The sequence below is a fragment of the Microcystis aeruginosa NIES-843 genome (assembly GCF_000010625.1).
Taxonomy (GTDB): domain Bacteria; phylum Cyanobacteriota; class Cyanobacteriia; order Cyanobacteriales; family Microcystaceae; genus Microcystis; species Microcystis aeruginosa.
On record NC_010296.1, the window covers coordinates 5,413,702 to 5,435,795 of the forward strand.

Below are 22,094 nucleotides of genomic sequence, written 5' to 3' on the forward strand. Positions count from 1 at the left end.
CCAATAACTATCATGGCATTATTTAACCTTTTTCCTCCCTATCTGATTGTTTTAACTCTAGTCTTGGTTATTTTTCCCACCGTCTTAGCTGTGGGAATCCGGATGACTCTCTATAAATATCTCCAAGATTCAACTGTAAAAGTCAAGGGTTTAATTCCGGGAACAAGTCTCAAGGGTTCACCTAAAATTATTTCTAATCTAGAGAATAGATTTAAGATAGCCAGTAGTCAACTAGATGATGTTAATACCGCAGCTTTGGTGGATGGTTTATACCATGAAGAAAAATTTACTTTCATGTCTAAATCCCTCAGCTGCGAGAAATGGGATTATTTTGTGAGAGTGTTACCCAATCTCCTCCTCGCTTTTGGTTTGTTGGGAACTTTCTTCGGAATTACTCTCAATCTGACGGGAATCAGCACACTTATCGATATCAATAATGTCGATATGCAAAGTTTGGGAGAAAAGCTCAAAACTCCCCTAGAAAGTATGGGGATTGCTTTTATCACTAGCTTAATTGGTTTAGCTTGTAGTTCTTTACTGACTGTGATTAACTTAATCTTTAACACCAACCTTGCTAAAGTAAATCTAATTAGTTCCCTAGAAGACTATTTAGATAACATCTTGCAGCCGACTGTAGAAGGGAATAGTCGCTTGGATAAAGCGGTTAATCGCATGGTGGATACACAGAAAGCATTTCTGACTAACTTTCATAGCGAGGTGACGAGAGTATTAGAATCTTCTTTAGAGAAAGTTGCTAAAGAAATTGCTGATGGTAATCAGGAAACCGCTAAGTTAGTCACCCAGGTTTGTGAAAGATTAACTGAAACTGCGGGAACCTTATCTACCGGTGCGACGACTTTTCAGCGTTCAGCTTTTGAACTTAACGAGCAAGTACCAATTATCACGCAAGCAAACCGAGAGTTTACACAATCCTCTCAGGAACTAAAAAATAGTGTACTGCTTTTTAAACAAGCATCAGAGTTAATTGAAAAAAGTAACTTCTCTGGTAATATCGAAAGGTTTACCGCTAGTTTAGCAGAAACCCAAGGAAGATTCTCTCAATCCACTGCAATACTAGAGCAGAATATCGGGGAGATTATCAGCAGTAATAAAAGAGCTAACGATTTAGCAGAACAAGTGTATTTAAATATCCAAGAATCTTCTCAAAAATTACAAAATAGTGCGCTAGGTTTTCTGGAAGCTTCCGAAAAAATCGAAAGTAGTCAATTTGCCAATAAGTTAGTGCAAGCAACCGCAGATTTAATGACTGCTCATCAACAGTTTGCCGATTCTACTACAGATTTAAACCAATCAACTCAATCTCTAGCTTCTTTAACTCAAGACTTCCACCGTTCAATGACAACTATGGTTGAGTTAGGAATAAAAATTACTGACTTGAATCAAAAATCTGAGACAATCCTAGAACAAAATCAGCAACGCTCAGTCACCGAACAAGAAAAGTTATCTAACATCCAGGGAGAATTAGTAAAATTAATCGAAACCGTGAAAACCTATCAAGACAGTTTTAACTCCGAGTCGAAACAATTAGGAAACCAACTTATCAATAGTCTCGAGGAAAAACTCCCCCAAACCTCCGATAAAATCCTCACTGCTTCCCATGGCATTGAGCGCTCTAGTAATAATCTCGATCACCGAACAAGAAAAGTTATCTAACATCCAGGGAGAATTAGTAAAATTAATCGAAACCGTGAAAACCTATCAAGACAGTTTTAACTCCGAGTCGAAACAATTAGGAAACCAACTTATCAATAGTCTCGAGGAAAAACTCCCCCAAACCTCCGATAAAATCCTCACTGCTTCCCATGGCATTGAGCGCTCTAGTAATAATCTCGATGTGACTAATGCTAACTTGTCTCAGTTAATTGATACAGTGACAGAGCAACTTACTCAAGTCTCTGAGACAATCCTAGAACAAAATCAGCAACGCTTAGTCACCGAACAAGAAAAGTTATCTAACATCCAGGGAGAATTAGTAAAATTAATCGAAACCGTGAAAACCTATCAAGACAGCTTTAACTCCGAGTCGAAACAATTAGGCAATCAACTTATCAATCGTCTTGAGCAAAGACTCTCCCAAACCTCCGATAAAATTCTCACTGCTTCCCATGGGATTGAGCGCTCTAGTAATAATCCAGAGGTGACTAATGCTAACTTGTCTGAGTTAATTGATACAGTGACAGAGCAAGTTACTCAAGTCAAGGAAGGCTTACAGTCTGAGTTAAACCAATCAACTCAATCTCTAGCTTCTTTAACTCAAGACTTCCAGCGTTCAATGACAACTATGGTTGAGTTAGGAATAAAAATTACTGACTTGAATCAAAAATCTGAGACAATCCTAGAACAAAATCAGCAACGCTTAGTCACCGAACAAGAAAAGTTATCTAACATCCAGGGAGAATTAGTAAAATTAATCGAAACTGTGAAAACCTATCAAGACAGTTTTAACTCCGAGTCGAAACAATTAGGAAACCAACTTATCAATCGTCTTGAGCAAAGACTCTCCCAAACCTCCGATACAATTCTCACTGCTTCCCATGGGATTGAGCGCTCTAGTAATAATCTCGATGTGACTAATGCTAACCTGTCTCAGTTAATTGATACAGTGACAGAGCAAGTTACTCAAGTCTCTGAGAAAATCCTAGAACAGAATCAGCAACGCTCAGTCACCGAACAAGAAAAGTTATCTAACATCCAAGGAGAATTAGTAAAATTAATCGAAACTGTGAAAACCTATCAAGACAGTTTTAACTCCGAGTCGAAACAATTAGGAAACCAACTTATCAATAGTCTCGAGCAAAGACTCTCCCAAACCTCCGATAAAATCCTCACTGCTTCCAATGCAGTTGAGCGCTCTAGTAATAATCTCGATGTGACTAATGCTAACCTGTCTCAGTTAATTGATACAGTGACAGAGCAAGTTACTCAAGTCAAGGAAAGCTTACAGTCTGAGTTAAACCTTTTAAGCAATAACTTAGGGATGGTAGTTGATGATAAATTAACTAAGAACTCAGAACAATTAAAAGCAGTTTCCCAATCTATTGAGAAAACAGCCAATCAATTTGGCAGCCTTAAATCAGATTTTTCTCAAGTAATTAACGCGGTGAACACCAACACCAGTCAATTAACCGCTAACTTAGAATCTTTGCGAGATAAGTTAGAGAAAGTTATCGCTAAGGAAAATAAATCGAATCAGAAAATGATTGAACACATCTATGGAGAAATTCAAAAATGTTTAGCAGAACTGGAGAAAATTAACGATATGCGTTCTGACTTTTCTAATTTAAATGATAAGATAGAAAAACTTTTTGAGACAATCCCTAATCCTGCTCAAAAAAATGTTCAGGATGACATTTATAAGTTAAATAAGAAGTTGGAAGAACTTAAAAAACTTTTTGAGACAATCCCTAATCCTACTAAAAAAGATGTTCAGTCTGACTTTTCTAACTTAAAGGATAAGATAGAAAAACTTTGTGAGACAATCCCTAATCCTACTCAAAAAGATGTTCTGGATGACATTAACACCCTATTTGAATAACTTCACCAACATATAAGTAACTATGTCTAGACGTACCTACTACCGAGATGAAGATAAATCGGTGGATGTTTATCCCGCATTTACCGATTTAATGTCCAATGCTTTCATGATTCTGAGTTTATTTCTCCTCTTGGCACTTTTTCAGTCCTATAATCTCATCAGCAAACTGGAGGAAGCTAACCGAAAACTGCAAACAGCAACCCCGATAGTTATCGATGAAAAATCAGGAAAATTCAAATTTCAGTCGGGAAGTGCTGAATTAAACCCTGCTTTAAAAACCTATATTCGTCAGCGCATTATTCCCGCTATCGAAACCATTACCAAAGACAGAGAAATCGACTTTATTCAAGTAATTGGACACACCGATGGACAGGGAATACAAAAGACAAGTAATCTCGATAAAAATATCGAATCGGTTGCCAGCAGAAAACAATCTGTTAAAATGCTAGTACCCGGTTCTAACACTGATTTAGGATTAATGCGAGCTTTAGCAGTAGTGCAAGAAATCGAAAACACAGGTAAACTCAAAAACGTCAAATTTCGAGCTTTTTCCGCAGGACAGTTATACCTCCCATCGGGTAACTTAGCTGCGGTTAATCGTGACGCAGATGCAAGCAGACGCAGAATTGAAATCCGTTTTATTCCCCCTGGTAGAAAACAATAAGACAAAAAAATTCTAGAAATTTGTTTTTTTATCTTTTGCTTGTTACACTGAGGAAAGAACGAAATTCAAATCAATATCTATGGAACAAAACACTTTAGAGGGGACTTGGGAAGAAATTTTACAGCATAGTGCTAAATTAGCAGGTCAGCGAGTGAGATTGACCATTCTACCTAATCAATCTTCCAATTCTTCCACTCCAGAAACCCTAGACCAAAAATTAAAAGGAAGAGTTGGACGAGTTTATTTTCAGCCATCAGATTTATCTGAGCGAGTAGAAGAAGTTTTTACAAATATTTTAGATGATAAAGACTAATCAGCATTACATCAATGACTCTTTGCGACGCTTCTCCACTTATTGCCTTAATTAATGAAGCTGATAAAAATCATCAGCGTTGTGTTGACATTTTATCTTCGCTATCGGCCCCCCTTGTCACGACTTGCGCTTGTTTTACCGAAGCAATGTATTTATTGCGTCGATATGGTGGTTGGTTCGCACAACAAGAATTATGGGGTTATGTGGTAGATGAAATACTGGTAATACACCATCATAATTCAGATGAACTAAAAAGAATGGAAACCTTAATGATACAATATCAAGATGTTCCTATGGATTTAGCAGATGCTTCTTTAGTAGCCATGGCTGAAGTTCTTAATCAAAAACAAATATTCACTCTCGATAGCGATTTCTATATTTACCGACGGTATGGAAATCAACCTTTTGAGGTTGTACCTTAATTATTTTTCATTCCCTAGAGGGTGACATCCTCGTATAAATCCCGAAAAGATGCCTTCAGATTAATACTCTGCAAACTAAAACTTTCTTCCTGATAGGTTTGCAGAATCCATAAACCCTGTTCACCCCGTCGAAAAGTTTCCACTCGTTGGTGTTTACTATTCACTAAGACATATTCCTCTAAACTTTCTAGAGTTTGATAATCATTAAATTTATCACCCCTGTCAAAAGCTTCTGTGGAATCGGAGAGAACTTCGATAATCAATTTAGGAAAACTTTTGTAGGTAGCGGTTTCTCTATCTCTGTTATCGCAGGTGACAATAATATCAGGATAATAAAAGTGATTGCGTTTCTCTAATCTGACTTTCACATCGGCAAAATAAACCCGACAATCGGAACCCCGCAAATGATTACGAATGAGAAAAGTGAAATTGAGTCCGATAATATTATGAGTATCCGTTGTCCCTGCCATGGCGTAAACTTGTCCATCGATATATTCATGTTTAATGGGACTTTTTTCTTCAAACTGAAGATATTCTTCTGGAGTGAGATTATTATAGTTAGATAAAGCAATCATGGGTTTAATCGTTGAAGGAGATTTTCTTAAGTACTTTCGGGAGTATCATTAACCGTTTCTAGGGTGACATCCTCGTATAAATCCCGAAAAGATGCCGTCAGATTAATACTCTGTAAACTAAAACTTTCTTGCTGATAGGTTTGCAGAATCCATAAACCCTGTTCACCCCGTCGAAAAGTTTCTACTCGTTGGTGTTTACTATTCACTAAGACATATTCCTCTAAACTTTCTAGAGTTTGATAATCATTAAATTTATCACCCCTGTCAAAAGCTTCTGTAGAATCGGAGAGAACTTCGATAATCAATTTAGGAAAACTTTTGTAGGTAGCGGTTTCTCTATCTCTGTCATCGCAGGTGACAATAATATCAGGATAATAAAAGTGATTGCGCTTCTCTAATCTGACTTTCACATCGGCAAAATAAACCCGACAATCGGAACCCCGCAAATGATTACGAATAATTGTGTATATATTCCCCGAAACAATATTATGAGTATCCGTCGTTCCTGCCATGGCGTAAACTTGTCCATCGATATATTCATGTTTAATGGGACTTTTTTCTTCAAACTGAAGATATTCTTCTGGAGTGAGATTATTATAGTTAGATAAAGCAATCATCTTTTTTTCTGCTAGTTACAACTATATTTAAGTACCTAGGCAAAATTAATTATACATCTAAGCTGTCAGCCTTTTCCGTAATCAGTAAGCAGTATTAAGTAACAGTAACATTCCCTGATTACTGTTCACTGTTCACCGATAACCGAAAAGTCTCCCCTCTCCCAGTCTCGACTAGGAAATTAACTTTGCAGGACTAGATACCTGTTCAAATACTGTCTAGGAGAACCAGCAAAAAGAGCCTAGAATGGTTAATCTATATGCTATTACCCTTGTAACTCTCTATAACTACTGCTATGACAACCCTAATTGACTATTCAAATATTCAATCTTTACCCGAAGTTTGGTCAATAGTTGCCCAACGTTTCCCCAATATTATCGCCCTGCACGATCCCCACAGTAAACCGGAAGTAATTCTCACCTATCGGGAACTTTATCAACAAATTCAGCAATTTGCCGCCGCTTTGCAAGCATTAGGAGTCACAGAAACCGAAAATGTCGCTTTATTTGCCGATAATAGTCCCCGGTGGTTTATTGCCGACCAAGGTTCCATGGCAGCCGGGGCTGCCAATGCGGTACGATCTGCTCAAGCAGATGCAGAGGAATTAGCCTATATTCTGGCCGATAGTGACAGTCAGACGCTGATTGTCGAAAATAACAAAACTTTAGGGAAATTACTGGCGAAAATCCCTGAATTGCCCCTAAAATTAATCGTGCTGCTCACCGACGAAGACCCCGCTACTGGGGCGATTTCCGTGCAGACCTTAAATTTCAAGCAACTAATGGCGATCGGGGCTGAGAACACCCTTAAACCCATCACCAAGAGCGAAAATGATCTGGCTACCCTCATCTACACATCGGGAACGACGGGACAACCAAAAGGGGTGATGCTAAGTCACGGTAATCTGCTGCATCAGGTACGCAACTTAAATGCTATCTTTCAACCGGATCCTGGCGATCGAGTTTTAAGTATACTACCTTCATGGCATTCCTACGAGCGCAGTTGTGAGTATTTCAGTCTAGCTCAGGGTTGCACCCAGATTTATACCAGTATTCGCACTTTTAAGTCCGATTTAAAGCAATTTAGTCCGCAATTAATGGTGGGAGTTCCCCGTCTTTGGGAATCTCTTTACGAGGGTATCCAAAAACAATTTAGCGAACAATCGGCCACAAAACAGAAATTAGTGAGATTTTTGCTAGAAAAGTCGGAAAAGTACGTTATTGCTAAACGTATCGCCGATAATCTCAGTCTAGATCATCTTCACGCTTCCGAGATCGAAAGACTAAAAGCAAGAATTCAATCCCTCTTACTCTATCCCCTCCATGCCATCGGTGATAAGCTAGTTTATGGCAAAATTCGCCAAGCAGTGGGAAATAAAGTTAAAATCTTGGTTAGTGGCGGTGGTTCCTTAGCCAGACATCTAGATACTTTCTATGAGATTGCCGGAATCCCGATTTTAGTTGGTTATGGACTGACAGAAACTTCTCCTGTGGCTACCGTCCGTCGTATCGATCATAACCTGCGCGGGTCTGCCGGTCGTCCCGTCTTTCAGACAGAAATCTGTATTGTCGATTTACACAGCAAAGAAGTCTTACCGACAGAAAAACACGGTTTAGTCTTGATTCGCGGTCCGCAGGTGATGCAGGGATACTATAAAAAACCGGAAGCAACCGAAAAAGCGATTTCTCCCGATGGTTGGTTTGATAGCGGTGATATTGGTTGGTTAACCGCTGCCGGGGATTTAGTCTTAACTGGACGGGCCAAAGATACAATTGTTTTGAGCAATGGTGAAAATATCGAACCGCAACCGATTGAAGATGCTTGTTTACGCAGTCCCTTTATCTCCCAAATTATGCTAGTGGGACAGGATCAAAAAGCTTTGGGGGCTTTGATCGTGCCTAATCTTGATATACTGGCCAATTGGGCGCAAGAACAGAAAATATCCTTAAATTTACCCGATCTTCACAGCGATCGCTCAACGATTCTTTCTAGCGATCTCTACAGCAAAAAAGTCTTAGCTCTCTACCAACAAGAATTAAAGCGCGAGGTAAGAAATCGGCCCAGTTATCGTACCGATGACCAGATTAAAACCTTTGAGTTAATTTTAGAGCCTTTTTCCCAAGAAAACGGCATGATGACCCAAACTTTAAAGATTAAACGACCGGTAGTAACGCAACGCTATCGCGATATGATTAACGAGATGTTTGCCAAGTAAATATTTCTGGCAAATATTCCCTAACCCCTTGACAAAAAGACCTTTTTAGGATAAGCAAATCATGGATGACGCACAAACCAGTTTATTACTGAAGCGCCCGGTGACAATTAAAGTCATCGTGACTCCGCGCTGGAAAGAAGAAGCACAACAGCAATTACAAGCACAAATGGCTCAAATTGACGCACAAATTCAACAATTAGAAACCCAAGGCCAAAGAGCGATCGCCGAAATTCAGCGTCAGAGTCTGATCCCCTTACCCCCCGCGGCTGCCCAACAGATTGACAATATTCAAATCCAAGTCAATCAACAAAAAAGTGAGTTTCTCGAACAAAAAAACCAGTATCTGCAACAATTGCAACAGGTACAACTCTTGGAACTCAATCAAGAAGTCGCCCAAGCACAACTAGAAAGCTTTTTCCGGGTCGAAAAAGGCGATAACTTAGTAGCCAAAATGAATGTGGAACTCGTCCTTAGAGATGGCGTCGTCGAAGAAATTCGCGGCGAAATTTAAAGCTAGGGTGAGCAGTTCCCGTCACTGTCAACGTAACGGTTAAAATCGGCAATAGCAAGGGTTATTCTCCCTTGCTAACCCATAAAACCGCCCCTAGCTCACATCACCCCTGACATGACTTGATCAGGCCTGAAAAATATATTAAGATTCTTTATCGATCGCCCGGACACCCTCGCCTATATTGTTGTATAACTTCATATCTCCATCGACTCACCCTTAATTAGATCCTATAAATATAGAATCTCTATGCTTTCTTTCTTACCCACTATTCTTTTAGCTCAGTCCGCCTCGGTCTTGCCCCAGATAGAGAGGAAATTAGTCACCCAATATCAGGAAGTGCGTCAGTTACCCGGTCAACTGAATGATGTGCTGGTTTTTAATAGCAATAGTCCCGAAATCGTAGAAAAAGAGGGAATTCTCCTCTCTACTTTCCCCGGCAAAGGAAAACGTTATCCCGTAGCCCATCTCAATCATCCCCTACAAGGACGTTTTGACGTTTTCACCCACCACATCGCCCGTCAAACCGATCCCAATCGCGACTTACACCAGGGCCTGATCGTTACTAATCCCACCTCCAGAAACCTGGTTATCCGCATCCTGCAAGGAGTCAGTTACGTCACCTCCGCCGATGCCCCTTTTGTCGATTTACCCCCTCTGGTGGAAGATCCCAACGGCCGGGTTTTTTCTGGTCCCGGTTCCCGTTTAGCCAGCGATATCATGCGTCGTCGCCATGATACCCAATTTCCCGCCCAGATCGTCATTCCCCCAGGCCAAAGTCGGATGCTATTCGATCTGGTTATCCCCAGAAGTAGCGCCCGCTCGACCCTCCTGCGTCTCTACAGCGATGGCCCGGTCTATATGGCCAATTTAGCCCTCTACGAAGTTCCCCAAAAAGTCAACATCGAAGACAGGGAAATAGAAACCTTTCGTCCCCCTACCCTAGAGGAATGGCGTACCCTATTAGTTAGAGGTGATTTAGCCGCTCCTCGCGATTTTCCCCCCACTCCCCCCGATCAATGGTTCCCCGGAAGAAGAAATTTTTATGGTCGCGTGGCCGGAATTTCTGTCGGTTCGGAATGGGCAACCCGCATTGTCGATCCCAAAGGGGGAATTAATCTCACCATTCCTCAACCCGGTCAAGCTTTTGCCTATCCTTTAAGTACGGTGACAGCAGCTACTTTCGGAACCAGACAAATTCAAAGCGCCCCCATGTTAGTGCGTTATCCCGATACGGCTTTCAAAGCTCACGGTAACTACGGTGTTCACTACTATCTGACTTTACCTCTATATAACAATACCAGCAAAACCCAGGTGGTGGCTTTGAGTATTCAAACCCCAATTAAAGAAGACAATTATCTCGATCGCTTGCTATTTGTTGAACCCGTCCAGGGACCGGTATTTTTCCGGGGTGCAGTGCGCGTTACCTATCGTAACGCACTGGGACGCACCGAGGAACGTTTTTTCCATCTCGTTCAACGGGAAGGACAACAGGGAGAAGCTTTAGTACAGGTGGAACTTCCCCCCGGAGCCAGACGCGACATTAATCTCGATTTTCTCTATCCCCCCGATGCCACACCCCCCCAAGTTTTGAGCGTTAAAACTTTGGAATAAATAGTTTTTCTCGAAAAGTTAACGGCTGATTGTCGGGGGTAATAAGTAAGATACACTGAAATTAATCTCTCTGTGAATCGGCCGATGAATATTAGCAAAACTTGCTTTATTTTCTGCTTATTATCTCAATTTTTGGGCAATGCAGCTGCGAGTTTAGCCGTGACTAAACTCGATTTTGATACCGGTCAACCCCTAACAAATCAAGTGGTTAGATCGGGGAAAATTAAGGTACAAGTTAGCTATCAACCCATCGACCTAAACGAGAGAGTTGATGATAATTATGATATTAATAATGTTTCTTATCAAATCTTTTATAATGAGCAAATTTATCAGGAAAATAGCGGGTATAGTGCCTTTGGATCCGGCTATGTCGAATTAAGAGATTTAGATAATAATGGCATCGATGAGATTATCGTCTCCACCTATAGCGGCGGCGCACATTGCTGCACATCTTTGGTAATTTATACTTGGCAAAAAGATAAATTTATTAGAGAAGAAACGGGTTTTTTAGATGGTAGTGGTGGTTCCTTTGAAGATTTAGATGGAGATAATAATTATGAATTTGTCACCGTTGATAATGCTTTTTTGTACGCTTTTAGTTCCTACGCCGCCTCTTTTCCTCCCTCCAAAATTTATACTTTTCAACAGGGTAAATTAGCGGATGTCACTAGAAAATATCCCCAAGAATTAAGAAAAACTTTAGCAGCAATGTTGAAAGCCTTTCAGTTAGCTAAAAAAGAAAAAGCCGAAGTCAATGGCATTTTGGCCGGTTATGTCGCCCAAAAAATTCTCCTAGGAGAATACGAAGACGCTTGGCAATTTCTCCTCGCTAATTACGATAAAAACTCCGATTGGGGTCTCGATATCTATGGCGAAAGTACAGCGATCGGCAAATATCCAGACTTTCCCACTGCTCTAAGAGCTTTTCTCCTGAAAAATGGCTACTTAGGGTCTGCTGAAAAAGTTTGTTGGCGGGGGCAGGGTGTGGGGTGTGGGGTGTGGGGTGTAGGGTTTTCCCGATTTTGAGGTAGTCAGTTACCTAAAATTCAGGGAAAAAGTCCCTGAATTTTACCCGCGATCACTCCAATGGTCAGCACTTTTTGAGGGGAAAAAAGTCTAAAAACCTTATCCAACAATGTTTTTAGATTTATTCCAGCAAACCCTAAGTAGAGGCGATAAAATTCCATGTTCCAGGAGGGTTTTTTCGGCTGGTGGCAGTAAGCAATCAAACCAGAGAGGAGATTAAGGCAAAAATTAACAGAGCTACCGTGGCGGGAATGTTCAACGGAAGTTTCCCTTTGACAAAAAGCGACAACCTCTGCTGTGGCAGAATCTGTATGGGGGAACTTCCGCTAAAAACAGACAAATTTAACGGAGTTCGCGGTTCGGCATCACGCTTCGAGCGAGCGGCTGTTAATAGCCTTGAACTCAATCAACCTCCACCACCACAACCACCACCACCACCACCACCACAACCACCACAACCGCCACTGCCGCCGCCATCACTGCCGCTACTGCCGCCACAACCGCCGCTGCCGCCATCACTGCCGCCACTGCCGCCATCACTGCCGCCACTGCCGCCATCACTGCCGCCACTGCCGCCATCACTGCCGCTACTAGCAGCGGCTATGGGAGTCAGCATTTGATACAAGTCTGCTAAAGCCATATCCGCCATCAGAACTGTTGCTCCAAACAACGCAACCGCAAGTACAAGTTCAGAATCGCTGCTATTGGCTGTTTTTAAAGGTTGTAAGCGATTTGTTAAATCATTAAAAATGATCTCTCCATAACGGCTGCGCTGACGCTGTGGTTTGACAAAAAACCTTGCTCCCAAAACTAGAAGCCCAAATATACAGATGAGAAGTAAACCAACTGGCTTATCGCGAGAAATTCCCACAGCCATTTTGCACAAGCCTATTCCTAGAAGAATAACCACAATCAATGATGGATAAATTTGGGCTTTGAATGCTTGGGCATCGCTCAGAAACAAACCAAGTTGTTCTAGGCGGGCACGAATGCTATCTTTCATTCCTGTAGACTTCCGGAAAACCTGTTCAATTGCCCCATCAGTGGCCAAAATATCTTGTGCAACCGCCTTTTCTACAGGATCGGCAATAGCATCGATCTTTCCTGTCACCACCAGTTTGCTTTGTGTTCTTCCAAATGGTGATTTTTCTTTTAATACCTCCACATAGCCTTGTTTTACCAAACTGGTGATTGCGGCCATAATCAGGCGATGATTGCCACCCGCCAAGAAAGCTATCTCGTAAGTATTTAAATCAGGTTGCTGCTTTGTATTAGTGCTAACTAGGCACAGGGAAAAACGTAGCCAGGCTGCCAAAGCGATTCCCATCACTACTAGGGAAATATAGAAGGTTAAAAATTCCGGACCTGTAAAATTCATTGGGTTAGGAATTTGGGAGATTATCTGACAGCCAGTTATCATCAGTGAAAGGAAGGCTAAAAAGGTAAAGATGCCTATTTTTCGCAGTTGTGGTTTCAAGAAGATTGTCAAATTAGGTTTTGACAAAACCCAGCTTTGTTGAGTGTTGATCCGGATAAAATGCAAATCTCGCCCGAATCGGTCTTTGGGTTTAGGCCAAATATCTATTGGGGGAATATGTCCAAAAAACTGTTCGTAACTTTCTAGCGTCTTGCTATACCAACTGCCAAATTTTAATTGCTCGGATGAACCCCCACGAGTCGGCTCGTGATGTAATGTGGTTTGCAAAATTTTGGGACAGAACTCTTGCCAGTACAATCGCGTATAGGTCAGATGTAAATGCCAAACTTGATCGATTTGGTCGGATGGCGTGACCGGATGTCCTGCTGCAACGGCTAGAAATATAAACTTTTTGTATTCCTCGATCGCTCTCTGAGTATAGCCTAAGGACCAGCCGTTATCTTTTGCTAATCGTTGGCTGAAAGATAATTGACTATCTGGCCGATCCAAGGCAAATGCCTGAATTCTTTTGTATAGCTCTGTCTGTTGAAAGTTCATCGTCCCTAATGGGCTATCCATAAACCCGGCCTCCCGAAAAAAACTGTTTCTAGTCGTTTATTTAGGCCGAAGAGGCTTAACTAGGGTTTGCTGAAAAAGCTTTTCCTGGGGGCAGGGTGTGGGGTGTGGGGTGTGGGGTGTGGGGTTTTACCAGTTTTGAGGTGGTCAACTACCTAATTTTCAGGGAAAAAGTACCTGAATTTTCCCCCGATCCCCGCAATGGCTGGCACTTTTTGAGGGGAAAAAAGTCCAAAAGTCTTATCCAACAAGGTTTTTAGATTTATTCAGCAGACCCTAACTATGCGTGAAGTTTAAATTTCTTTACAAAAAGCTGGATGCTAACTATCCCTCTTTCAACTGGGCAATAAGTCTCGGAAACCGAAAAGAAAGTTGAGGAAACTGACAGAACCGGTTAGGTGAGGATAAAATACCAGTGGTCGCTTTAATATCACCTGAATAGTCGGTTTTTTGTGTCTTTCCCGAAACTATCGGCTGCTACCACTGGTTTGCTGTTGTTTGTTGTTGTAATCTGAGGAAATATAGTTCTTGCGTTCCCAAGCGCCTGAACTGCATTTGTCTCTCTAGTAACAATTGTAACAGACAATACCCATTTTGTGTAAAAAAAAGTAAACAATTTGGTAAAAAATTATTTTTTGCGGTAATCTTCAACCCTCTGAGGACAGCCCCAGATTACCGTTTCCTGTTTGTAAACCACCATACCGGGCTTGGCGCCCTTGGGTTTATAGACGTATTTGGGACGGGTATAGACGACGGGAACCTGTTCACTATGGCGAGCGCGGCTATAATAAGCGGCGTAATCGGCGGCAAATTGCAGATCGGCGGCTTCTGGAACTGTACCGGGGGTTAAACGGAGTAAAACGTGACTACCAGCGATTTCTTGACTATGAAACCAGATATCGTAATCGCTGGCGCTACGAAAAGTTAGCCGATCATTTTGACGGTTATTTCTGCCAATCCATAATTCTACTCCAGAGGGAGTAGTAAAGCGCATGGGTTCGGATTCTTTGTTATTCGTCCGATTACGCTGGTAATTGCTTTCTAGATACTTCTGTTGAATTAATTCTTCTTGTATCTCGTCTAGGGCCTGTAAATCTTCGCTGCTGCTATAATTTTCTAGTTGACTTAAACTCGATCGCACTTGTTCGAGATAATTAATTTCACTGACCACTTCCTCTAATAAAGGTTCCACCGCTAACCGCGCCCTTTTTAATTTCTGATGTTGTTTATAAAAATATTGGGCATTCTGCACGGGATTTCTTTCGGGATCGAGAGGAATAATTACAGGTGTTCCTGTCTGGAAATCCGCCAAACTAATGCTAGTCATTCCCTGCTGTATTTGCTGCAGATTTGCCATTAATAAATCCCCTTGCTCTTTATAGCGATCAGCATGAGCAGATTCTGCTAGTCTTGTTTGAAATCCCGCCGCTTTAGTTTGCAGTTTAGTCAGTAAAGAGATGACTTTTTGATTTAATTTTTGCTGTAGTTGTCGAAAGCTTTCTTGATTAATTTGGTCGCTATAATAACGGTTTAATAATTCTTGAACATTTTTAGCCGCTGCCAGTATCTCCCCACCGATCACCGTATAACCTTCTCTTGTCCATCCGGGTTGAAAGGTGTTATTTTCCAAGATTTTTAACCATTCTTGCCAAACTGAAAAGAGCTTTTCCCAATCAGTATTATCTAACTGATCCGTGTTTAATTTCGGGTTAATATTGGCTTTTTGCAACAGCGATCGAGCGATGACCGGACTAACACCACGATAGGTACTAACTAACTGTTTTTCGATAGTTTTAGGGATTAAACTAACTCTGGCTTGCCAACTGCTCAAGGATTCTTCTAAACTGGGATTTGTTGCCAATAAAACGGGGGGTAGTTGATAGATTTGTCCCGTTTGTACGGTGCGAACACTGGACTGGGTGGCATTGACTTGATGGGCAACGGTGACAATTTGATTGTCAGCCGCAGTTAAAATAACATTGCTATATTTGCCCATAATTTCTATATACAAATGCCCCAGGGCCGGATCATCCGGACGTTGGGCAAATTGCAGATCGATCACTCTTTCCCACGGGGCAACAAATGCTAATTTTGTCAGCGCCAAACCATTGAGTTGATGACGCAATTGATCGCTGAAAGTGAAGGTATCAGGGACTTTCGGCGGTGGATCACCAATATGCAGCCGCGCTCCTTGGGGATGCCAAGAAATAATTAACCATCCCTTGCGATCGAAGGTTCGTAAATAGAGGGCGATCGTTTGGCGATCAATTTGATACACTTGTTCTAGTCTAGCCGGCAGCCAAGTGGCGGCAATTTCGGCACAAGTGGCGCTGAGGGTGGTAAAGTCTACGGATTGCATTTTCAGTTATCAGTTATCAGTCATCAGTTATCAGTTATCAGATTTGAGTTTTAAGTGGACAGTGTTATCTAGCAGTTGCCGTTTTCTCTTGACTGATTACTGATTACTGTTCACTGAAAAGCCACCTAACCCCCATCACCTTTTTAATTTTTACTTTTATAAAAGGGTTTTTTAACGACGGTAGCGGGGTAGGTAGTGCCGCGGATTTCTACTTCGATCGCTTGTCCGATCGCGGCGAAAGGTGTGGGAAGATAGGCTAAAGCGATCGCTGTGTTTAAAGTTGGTGATAAAGTGCCACTGGTGACTTTACCCACCACTTCCCCAGCGAATACTACCGGATAATCGTGACGGGCGATATGTTTGCCGGACATCTGCAATCCCACCAAGCGCCGATTCACACCATTAAGTTTTTGGTCTTCAAGGACATTGCGACCGATAAAATCGCCTTTTTCTGGCAGATGAACCAACCAATTTAAGCCTGCCTCTAGGGGACTGGTGCTATCGTCGATATCCTGTCCATAAAGGGCTAAAGCTGCCTCTAAACGCAGGGTATCCCGGGCCCCTAAACCGCAGGGAGTCACCCCTAAATTTAAGAATTCCGTCCAAAGTCGCTGCCCGATTTCAGGAGGGGCCATAATTTCAAAACCATCTTCTCCCGTGTAACCGGTCCTAGCGATAAAAACTTTTTCCCCGAAAAGCTGGCTTTCCCAGTGATTAAATAGGCCAAAATCGCTTAATTTTTCCCCGACCAAGGACTGTAAAATTGTGGCTGCCTTGGGTCCTTGCAGGGCAATTAAGACCCTTTCTTGCGATAAATCCTTTAATTTGACCCCCGAACCCTCTAAATTGCCTAAAATCCATTCTCGATCTTTATCGGTGGTTGAGGCATTAACAATTAATACGCCTTGGCTTTCGCTTTGGTAGTAAAAGATAATATCATCGATTATGCCACCGTCTGGGTTAAGTAAAACGCTATACTGTGCCTTTCCTGCGCTTAAACGGGCTAAATTAGAAGGAACTAGGGTTTGGAGAGATTGAACCAGATTATCTCCAGTTAAGATAAATTTGCCCATGTGGGAAATGTCAAACATCCCCACACCGTTGCGGACAGCATTATGTTCGATTTTTAGGCCGCTAAACTGTATCGGCATCTCCCAACCCGCAAAAGGGGTAAATTTGCTGGTTTGTTGGGCAATTAGGTCATATAAGGGGGTACGAATAGCGGGGGAAGTTGCTTCTTGGTTAGCCACGGTGATCTCGATCGACTGGTTTTCTGCCTAGACTAGCATAGCAGTTATCAGGAGACAGGAGACTCCGAGACAGGAGACTCCGAGACAGGAGACTCCGAGACAGGAGACAGGAGATTATTTTTATTTATACTTCCCACACCCCACACCCCACACCCCACACCCCACAACCTACTTCCCCACACCCCACACCCCACACCCTACACCCTACACCCCACACCCCGCTTCCCCACACCCCACACCCCACTTCCCCACTTCCCCACTTCCCAATTCATAATTCCCACTCCCTTAACCTTTCTCGCACCCTGTCAATGGGAATTGCGAAACCGCAGCCCAATCTAACGGCATTTTCTAGGGGTTTAGGAGTGGAGGGATTGGCACAAAATAAACCCGCTTGAGACATCACTCCCACCACTTGATTTTTATCGTTTAAAACTGGACTTCCCGACTGTCCAGAAACGACAAACATGGACAAACTTAAGGATTTTTCGTCATTATCATTAACCGTGCCTTTGCTGACAGTCCAATCTTTTTGATTAAAAGGATTACCGATCGAGATTACTGGTTGATTAGCGGCAATTGGTAGGGGCGCTAAAGCTAAAGGTTTTAAATCCGGGGGGGGATTTTTTACCTCCAATACTGCTAAATCGAGCCAGTCGTTAGCGGGGGTAGTGTGGAGAATTTTAGCTTTTGAACGCTTGGGAATTTTTCCCTTGGGTGGTTGGCTATAATACTCGACAAAAATGCGCGCCCCTGCATCGATTTCTTGACGGTAATTCGTCACCACATGGCGGTTAGTCACGATCCAAGCTGTATCTTGATCTCGTTTTAATAACCAACCAGTGCCGATACCATTGTTATTTTTGCCACGAATGACAATTTTAACAATTGAGCGTTTTAAATTCACCAGAGGATCACTCTTAACACTGGGAATTATCTCTGGCATTTTTAATAATTCGGGATTGTCGTGAATTAATCGCCCCCGTTGGATTTCCTGTAAAATAAATCTAACTTCTGATAAATTGGGATCAATTTCTACGGCCTGCCGACACCAATTTAGACCCTCATCGATCTGACCGCTATTGATATAGATATAACAGAGATTTTCGTAAATCTCGGCATTTTTGGGGCTAATTTGGCGCGCCTGTTGAAAAACTGCCATCGCTTCCCCTAGTTTTCCCTGTTCCGCTAAAGCTTTGCCTAAATAATTATAAATATCCCCATCTTTAGGGGTGTAAATTAAAGCCTGTCGATATATTTGCTCTGCTTCCTGCCATTTTCCCTGTTTTGCTAGGGTTTCTCCTAATTTTTTGTAGGTTTCACCCTGACTAGGTATCAATTCTAGAGCTTGCTGATAGGCATAACTGGCCTCTGGCCAGAGTTGCTGTTCACTGTAGGCCTTTCCCAGATAAAAATAGGCTTTTCCCTGACTAGGATCGAGAAAAACCGCTGCTTGCAGAGCTTTCGCCGCCTCATCCCAACGTTGTAAACTATAGAGAGCTTTTCCTAGCTGAAATTGCGCTTTAAAAGTTGGTTTAATGATCATTGCTTTTTGGTAAGCATCGAGTGCCTCTGACCATTTTTCCTCTTGCGCGAAGATGTCTCCCAAAGCCACTAAATAATTACGTTGGGAGGGTTCCATCGGTGGTTTATCGTTAACGATAAAGGCATGATTATAGGCTTGTAAGGCTTCAGAATAGCGTTTTTGACTTTGTAAGACCTGAGCGATTTTTATATGGGCTTGGGCCGAATTTTCGTGAAAAGATAAAACTGTTCGGTAAGCAGACAGAGCCGATTCCTTCTCCCCCGCGGCCAAAAGTTGATCGCCTTGCCAAAGATAAGCCAAGGCAATAAGATAAAAAATAGCAAAGGGAGCGGCGGCGATGAAGGCAATAATTACAAATATTTGCCAGGATTTGCCAGAATAGCGGCGACCGATTTTAAGCTCTTTTCTTTTCATTTCTTGGTTAGGATAGACAACAGGCCAGAGGTGGTTCGATAATCGCCCTAGACCAATTTAGATGCGCGGGCCGCTTACACATATTTTTGCTTTTCCTGTTGCCCTTTCCGCAGTTCTGCTCCTCCTTCTTTCTGGGGTATGAATGTAATTTTGTGCAACTACTTACCGATTACTGCTGCGAGCGCTGGGTAGGATTAACATAGCATCACCGAAGGAATAGAAACGGAAATGTTCTTGGATAGCTTCTTGATACAATGCCAGTAGTCTTTCCCGTCCGATTAAGGCACTGACTAACATCATCAAACTGGACTTGGGTAGGTGAAAATTAGTGATCATGCCGTCGATAACCCGCCATTGATAACCAGGATAGACAAATAAATTCGTTTTTCCCTGAAAAGCGGTTAATTTCTCGCTCTTACTTTCTTTAATTGCCCCTTCCAAGGCGCGAGCTACCGTGGTTCCCACGGCGATAACCCGGCCACCTCTAGCCTTTGTTTGGGCGATTTTTTCGGCAGTTTCGGCGGAAATCTGCAAAAATTCTTGGTGCATTAGGTGTTCTGTAATATTTTCCACTTCCACGGGACGAAAGGTTCCCACTCCTACATGAAGAGTGATATAGGCGGTATCTATACCCTTCTGGGCGAGCTTATGGAATAATTCGGGAGTAAAATGTAATCCTGCCGTGGGAGCGGCCACAGAACCCTGTTTATCGGCGTAAACTGTTTGATAACGGTCTTCTTCCGCCTCTGATTCGGTGACGTAGGGGGGGAAAGGAATATGACCGTACTCCTCCAACATATCCCAAAAACTGCGCCTGGGATGACGTTGAAATTGCAGCAGACGACCACCGGTGTTCAGATCTCGATCGATTACTTTCGCTAACCATAATTTTTCTTGGTCTTCCGTCGGCCCTGTTTTCGGATAAAAAAGGACTTCTGAACCGACTTTAAAGCGTTTTCCCGGTTTCACCAGAGATAACCAACGATGGTCATCTTGTTCTTCTAATAGTAATATTTCTACGGGTGCGCCCGTGGTTTTACGTCCAAATAAACGGGCCGGAATCACGCGGGTATCGTTGAAAACCAGCAAATCCCCCGACTCTAACCAAGTGGGTAAATCCCGAAAAATAGCTAAATTATGACTATTGGGAGAATCTACCACCAAAAGACGGGAACTATCCCGGGTTTCTGCGGGATTTTGGGCAATTAACTCCGGAGGAAGGTGATAATCGTAGCTGGAGAGTAATTGGTCAGGGATCATCGTCATTATCATCATAAAAATCTTCGCAAAAGTTGGGTAATCCTACCCAGGCGAACTTCACTAAATCGGGGATTTCTCCCCTTGGTATCGAGAACGGTTTATCGTCAGACTTAGATATATAACACTAATCGTGACTATTAGCCAATAGCCCGGCGGCCACTATGGACTATCTCTATTTTCTTGCTAATGCTAGTTTAACGCTACGAGTCACCGAATACCTGCGATCGATGACTCATCTGCCTTCCTCCGTGATGACGGTTATCCATCAGATTAACGGTTGGGTGGTCAAGGTAAAGTTTAATCAAATGCTGACTCCTTGCCAACACGGCGATTTTCGCGCCTACATGAATGAGTTAGGGATTACCTATCAACCGGAAATGCGTCTCCAGATGGTTTTTTGGAGTTTGGAAACAGGACAATCCCCCATTGATGTCATGCGTCGTTATCAAGTGGCGATCGTGTCCCATGGTACCCCGGATCAGCAAGATATAGAGGCTTTTCGGCAACAATTTACTAAGGGTTTAGGATACTGTCCGGAAACTCTGGCCTAGGGTTTATTTTCTCTCGGGATGCTCTTCTAGGGCAACTACAGGACTTAAATCGTTGATGTGATCAATTAACTGATACAAGCGTCCGTAACTCTTGCCGTTAAAGTAAAAAACTAGACGAGGTAAATGGTGGGTGGAATCCCGATTCTCTCGTTCTAGAATTTGACTAGGTGCGATTTTCCCCTTAACTAGGATATCGCCGAAGTTTTGGTTAATTTGTTCGATCTGTTCCCCGCTTAGTTCGTGGTTAAGACGAATAACAAAGGATTCTCCCACAAAACGGCTGGAGTGATACACCCGATAAAAGTGGCGAATTGTTTGACAAGCGTGGTCTAGATCGTTGGTAATTGTATAAAAATTCCGATCTTCGGCGGATATCAGTCCTCTTTTTTGCAGATTTTCACTAATTTGTTCTTGCCAAGTTTGCCAGTAATCCCCATCAGGCTCATCAATTAATACTAGGGGTGCAGGTCCGTATTTACCGGTTTGACAGAGGGTAAGCGTCTCAAAGGCCTCATCTTGGGTGCCGAAACCACCGGGGAATAAAGCTACTGCGTCACTTTCCCGCAGAAAAAATAGTTTTCTGGTAAAGAAATATTTAAAATCGATTAATTTGGCATCATTTATGATATACGGATTAGCTCCCTGTTCAAAGGGTAGCTGAATATTTAATCCGAAGGAATTTTCCCGTCCAGCGCCTTCATTCCCTGCTTGCATGATACCACCCCCAGCACCGGTTAACACCATAAAACCGTATTGACTAATACAGCGAGCGAAGTCCACTGCCAGACGGTATTCACTGCTGTCGGGTTTGATGCGTGCCGAGCCAAAAATGGTAAGTTTACGAATGTGACGGTAGGGGTAAAATACCTGAAATCCCTTTTCTAGATCTTCGATCGCGTAGGTTAAAATTTTCCAATCCAGGCGATCGATTTCCTCCTCGGCAATTCTGACTATTGCTTCCAGAGCTCTTTGAATCCATTTACCATCTTTCAAGTGGGGTAAATGTTGCACCAATTTCAGCAAGTCTTCGGTTAATTGAGAATAGGAATTTTCCATTGGTGGGTTGGGTTTTGGGTTTTAGGGTGTTGGGGTTTTAGGTTTTTAGGGTTTTAGGGTGTTGGGGAAGATATTTCTTAGTCCCCATTTCCCCATTTAAGTAGGGAGGCACAATTATTTGTAGGATGGGTTAGCGGTAGCGTAACCCATGCGGGCGTTG

19 protein-coding genes and 1 pseudogene are annotated in these 22,094 nt (G+C 42.5%); 10 read left to right on the forward strand and 10 right to left on the reverse strand.

The features are described 5' to 3' along the window. Positions 1-12 precede the first annotated feature (12 nt). The 5 genes from MAE_RS25660 (at position 13) to MAE_RS25680 (ending at position 4,955) form a co-directional block, all read left to right on the forward strand. A complete protein-coding gene (locus MAE_RS25660; protein WP_231859676.1) occupies positions 13-1,674 on the forward strand; it encodes a methyl-accepting chemotaxis protein in 1,662 nt (553 codons plus the stop codon). Beyond that, entirely contained in the window at positions 1,619-3,556 is a 1,938-nt protein-coding gene (locus MAE_RS35495) for a methyl-accepting chemotaxis protein (protein WP_231859677.1), read from the forward strand. Before MAE_RS25660 ends, MAE_RS35495 begins: the two co-directional genes overlap by 56 nt. A gap of 22 nt (positions 3,557-3,578) precedes the next feature. Next, the gene (locus MAE_RS25670) at positions 3,579-4,220 is read left to right on the forward strand and encodes an OmpA family protein (RefSeq protein WP_041804415.1); all 642 of its coding nucleotides are present in this window, start codon (positions 3,579-3,581) and stop codon (positions 4,218-4,220) included. A gap of 79 nt (positions 4,221-4,299) precedes the next feature. Continuing rightward, positions 4,300-4,533 carry a hypothetical protein gene (locus tag MAE_RS25675; RefSeq protein ID WP_012268074.1) on the forward strand — a complete coding sequence of 78 codons (234 nt, stop codon included), beginning with the start codon at positions 4,300-4,302 and terminating at the stop codon, positions 4,531-4,533. Positions 4,534-4,547: 14 nt separating this feature from the next. Continuing rightward, positions 4,548-4,955, forward strand: coding sequence for a type II toxin-antitoxin system VapC family toxin (locus MAE_RS25680; protein ID WP_002801652.1), 408 nt, complete (start codon positions 4,548-4,550; stop codon positions 4,953-4,955). A 14-nt stretch (positions 4,956-4,969) separates the two neighbouring features. On the opposite strand, the gene MAE_RS25685 is transcribed toward MAE_RS25680, so the two are convergent. Together MAE_RS25685 and MAE_RS25690 are read right to left on the reverse strand one after the other, a co-directional pair. After that, the gene (locus MAE_RS25685) at positions 4,970-5,530 is read right to left on the reverse strand and encodes a Uma2 family endonuclease (protein WP_012268075.1); all 561 of its coding nucleotides are present in this window, start codon (positions 5,528-5,530) and stop codon (positions 4,970-4,972) included. 26 nt (positions 5,531-5,556) lie between these two features. Further along, positions 5,557-6,147, reverse strand: a complete 591-nt coding sequence (locus MAE_RS25690) for a Uma2 family endonuclease (RefSeq protein ID WP_012268076.1) — start codon at positions 6,145-6,147, stop codon at positions 5,557-5,559. A 293-nt stretch (positions 6,148-6,440) separates the two neighbouring features. On the opposite strand from MAE_RS25690, the gene MAE_RS25695 reads away from it, so the two are divergent. From MAE_RS25695 to MAE_RS25710, 4 genes are all read left to right on the forward strand, one after another. Then, positions 6,441-8,360 (forward strand): long-chain fatty acid--CoA ligase, encoded by a 1,920-nt coding sequence (locus MAE_RS25695; protein ID WP_012268077.1) that lies wholly within the window; start codon positions 6,441-6,443, stop codon positions 8,358-8,360. Positions 8,361-8,421: 61 nt separating this feature from the next. Next, positions 8,422-8,871: a YlqD family protein gene (locus MAE_RS25700; protein WP_012268078.1), complete on the forward strand. Its 450-nt coding sequence runs from the start codon at positions 8,422-8,424 to the stop codon at positions 8,869-8,871. 246 nt (positions 8,872-9,117) lie between these two features. Continuing rightward, positions 9,118-10,482, forward strand: a complete 1,365-nt coding sequence (locus MAE_RS25705) for a DUF3370 domain-containing protein (RefSeq protein WP_012268079.1) — start codon at positions 9,118-9,120, stop codon at positions 10,480-10,482. A gap of 84 nt (positions 10,483-10,566) precedes the next feature. Then, positions 10,567-11,508, forward strand: coding sequence for a hypothetical protein (locus tag MAE_RS25710; RefSeq protein WP_002796532.1), 942 nt, complete (start codon positions 10,567-10,569; stop codon positions 11,506-11,508). Between the two features lie 155 nt (positions 11,509-11,663). On the opposite strand, the pseudogene MAE_RS35500 reads toward MAE_RS25710, so the two are convergent. The 7 genes and pseudogenes from MAE_RS35500 to queA form a co-directional block, all read right to left on the reverse strand. Further along, positions 11,664-11,774: pseudogene (locus MAE_RS35500) on the reverse strand (IS982 family transposase); the annotation flags it as partial. Positions 11,775-11,914: 140 nt separating this feature from the next. Then, on the reverse strand, positions 11,915-13,504 hold the full coding sequence (locus tag MAE_RS25715) for a TIGR04222 domain-containing membrane protein (protein ID WP_012268081.1): 1,590 nt from the start codon (positions 13,502-13,504) through the stop codon (positions 11,915-11,917). A 625-nt stretch (positions 13,505-14,129) separates the two neighbouring features. After that, entirely contained in the window at positions 14,130-15,860 is a 1,731-nt protein-coding gene (locus MAE_RS25720) for an Rqc2 family fibronectin-binding protein (protein WP_012268083.1), read from the reverse strand. Positions 15,861-16,003: 143 nt separating this feature from the next. After that, positions 16,004-17,110: a glycine cleavage system aminomethyltransferase GcvT gene (gcvT, locus tag MAE_RS25725; protein ID WP_012268084.1), complete on the reverse strand. Its 1,107-nt coding sequence runs from the start codon at positions 17,108-17,110 to the stop codon at positions 16,004-16,006. A gap of 47 nt (positions 17,111-17,157) precedes the next feature. After that, complete coding sequence (locus MAE_RS35935) at positions 17,158-17,292, reverse strand: hypothetical protein (RefSeq protein ID WP_269453994.1); 135 nt, start codon at positions 17,290-17,292, stop codon at positions 17,158-17,160. Positions 17,293-17,378: 86 nt separating this feature from the next. Further along, positions 17,379-19,067 carry a serine protease gene (locus tag MAE_RS25730; RefSeq protein WP_012268085.1) on the reverse strand — a complete coding sequence of 563 codons (1,689 nt, stop codon included), beginning with the start codon at positions 19,065-19,067 and terminating at the stop codon, positions 17,379-17,381. A gap of 162 nt (positions 19,068-19,229) precedes the next feature. Next, a complete protein-coding gene (gene queA, locus MAE_RS25735; RefSeq protein WP_002796538.1) occupies positions 19,230-20,327 on the reverse strand; it encodes a tRNA preQ1(34) S-adenosylmethionine ribosyltransferase-isomerase QueA in 1,098 nt (365 codons plus the stop codon). Between the two features lie 161 nt (positions 20,328-20,488). On the opposite strand from queA, the gene MAE_RS25740 reads away from it, so the two are divergent. Continuing rightward, positions 20,489-20,878, forward strand: coding sequence for a hypothetical protein (locus MAE_RS25740; protein WP_002796539.1), 390 nt, complete (start codon positions 20,489-20,491; stop codon positions 20,876-20,878). A gap of 3 nt (positions 20,879-20,881) precedes the next feature. On the opposite strand, the gene MAE_RS25745 is transcribed toward MAE_RS25740, so the two are convergent. Continuing rightward, positions 20,882-21,934, reverse strand: coding sequence for an LOG family protein (locus MAE_RS25745; protein ID WP_012268087.1), 1,053 nt, complete (start codon positions 21,932-21,934; stop codon positions 20,882-20,884). Positions 21,935-22,094: the final 160 nt, after the last annotated feature.

Coding starts and splice junctions, on each gene's coding strand:
- MAE_RS35495 (WP_231859677.1), top strand. CDS start 1,619: ATGGCATTGAGCGCTCTAGTAATAATCTCGATCACCGAACAAGAAAAG.
- MAE_RS25720 (WP_012268083.1), bottom strand. CDS start 15,860: ATGCAATCCGTAGACTTTACCACCCTCAGCGCCACTTGTGCCGAAATT.
- MAE_RS25740 (WP_002796539.1), top strand. CDS start 20,489: ATGGACTATCTCTATTTTCTTGCTAATGCTAGTTTAACGCTACGAGTC.
- MAE_RS25685 (WP_012268075.1), bottom strand. CDS start 5,530: ATGATTGCTTTATCTAACTATAATAATCTCACTCCAGAAGAATATCTT.
- MAE_RS25705 (WP_012268079.1), top strand. CDS start 9,118: ATGCTTTCTTTCTTACCCACTATTCTTTTAGCTCAGTCCGCCTCGGTC.
- MAE_RS25715 (WP_012268081.1), bottom strand. CDS start 13,504: ATGGATAGCCCATTAGGGACGATGAACTTTCAACAGACAGAGCTATAC.
- MAE_RS25695 (WP_012268077.1), top strand. CDS start 6,441: ATGACAACCCTAATTGACTATTCAAATATTCAATCTTTACCCGAAGTT.
- MAE_RS25700 (WP_012268078.1), top strand. CDS start 8,422: ATGGATGACGCACAAACCAGTTTATTACTGAAGCGCCCGGTGACAATT.
- MAE_RS25660 (WP_231859676.1), top strand. CDS start 13: ATGGCATTATTTAACCTTTTTCCTCCCTATCTGATTGTTTTAACTCTA.
- queA (WP_002796538.1), bottom strand. CDS start 20,327: ATGATCCCTGACCAATTACTCTCCAGCTACGATTATCACCTTCCTCCG.
- MAE_RS25745 (WP_012268087.1), bottom strand. CDS start 21,934: ATGGAAAATTCCTATTCTCAATTAACCGAAGACTTGCTGAAATTGGTG.
- MAE_RS25710 (WP_002796532.1), top strand. CDS start 10,567: ATGAATATTAGCAAAACTTGCTTTATTTTCTGCTTATTATCTCAATTT.
- MAE_RS25690 (WP_012268076.1), bottom strand. CDS start 6,147: ATGATTGCTTTATCTAACTATAATAATCTCACTCCAGAAGAATATCTT.
- MAE_RS25670 (WP_041804415.1), top strand. CDS start 3,579: ATGTCTAGACGTACCTACTACCGAGATGAAGATAAATCGGTGGATGTT.
- MAE_RS25675 (WP_012268074.1), top strand. CDS start 4,300: ATGGAACAAAACACTTTAGAGGGGACTTGGGAAGAAATTTTACAGCAT.
- MAE_RS25730 (WP_012268085.1), bottom strand. CDS start 19,067: ATGAAAAGAAAAGAGCTTAAAATCGGTCGCCGCTATTCTGGCAAATCC.
- MAE_RS25680 (WP_002801652.1), top strand. CDS start 4,548: ATGACTCTTTGCGACGCTTCTCCACTTATTGCCTTAATTAATGAAGCT.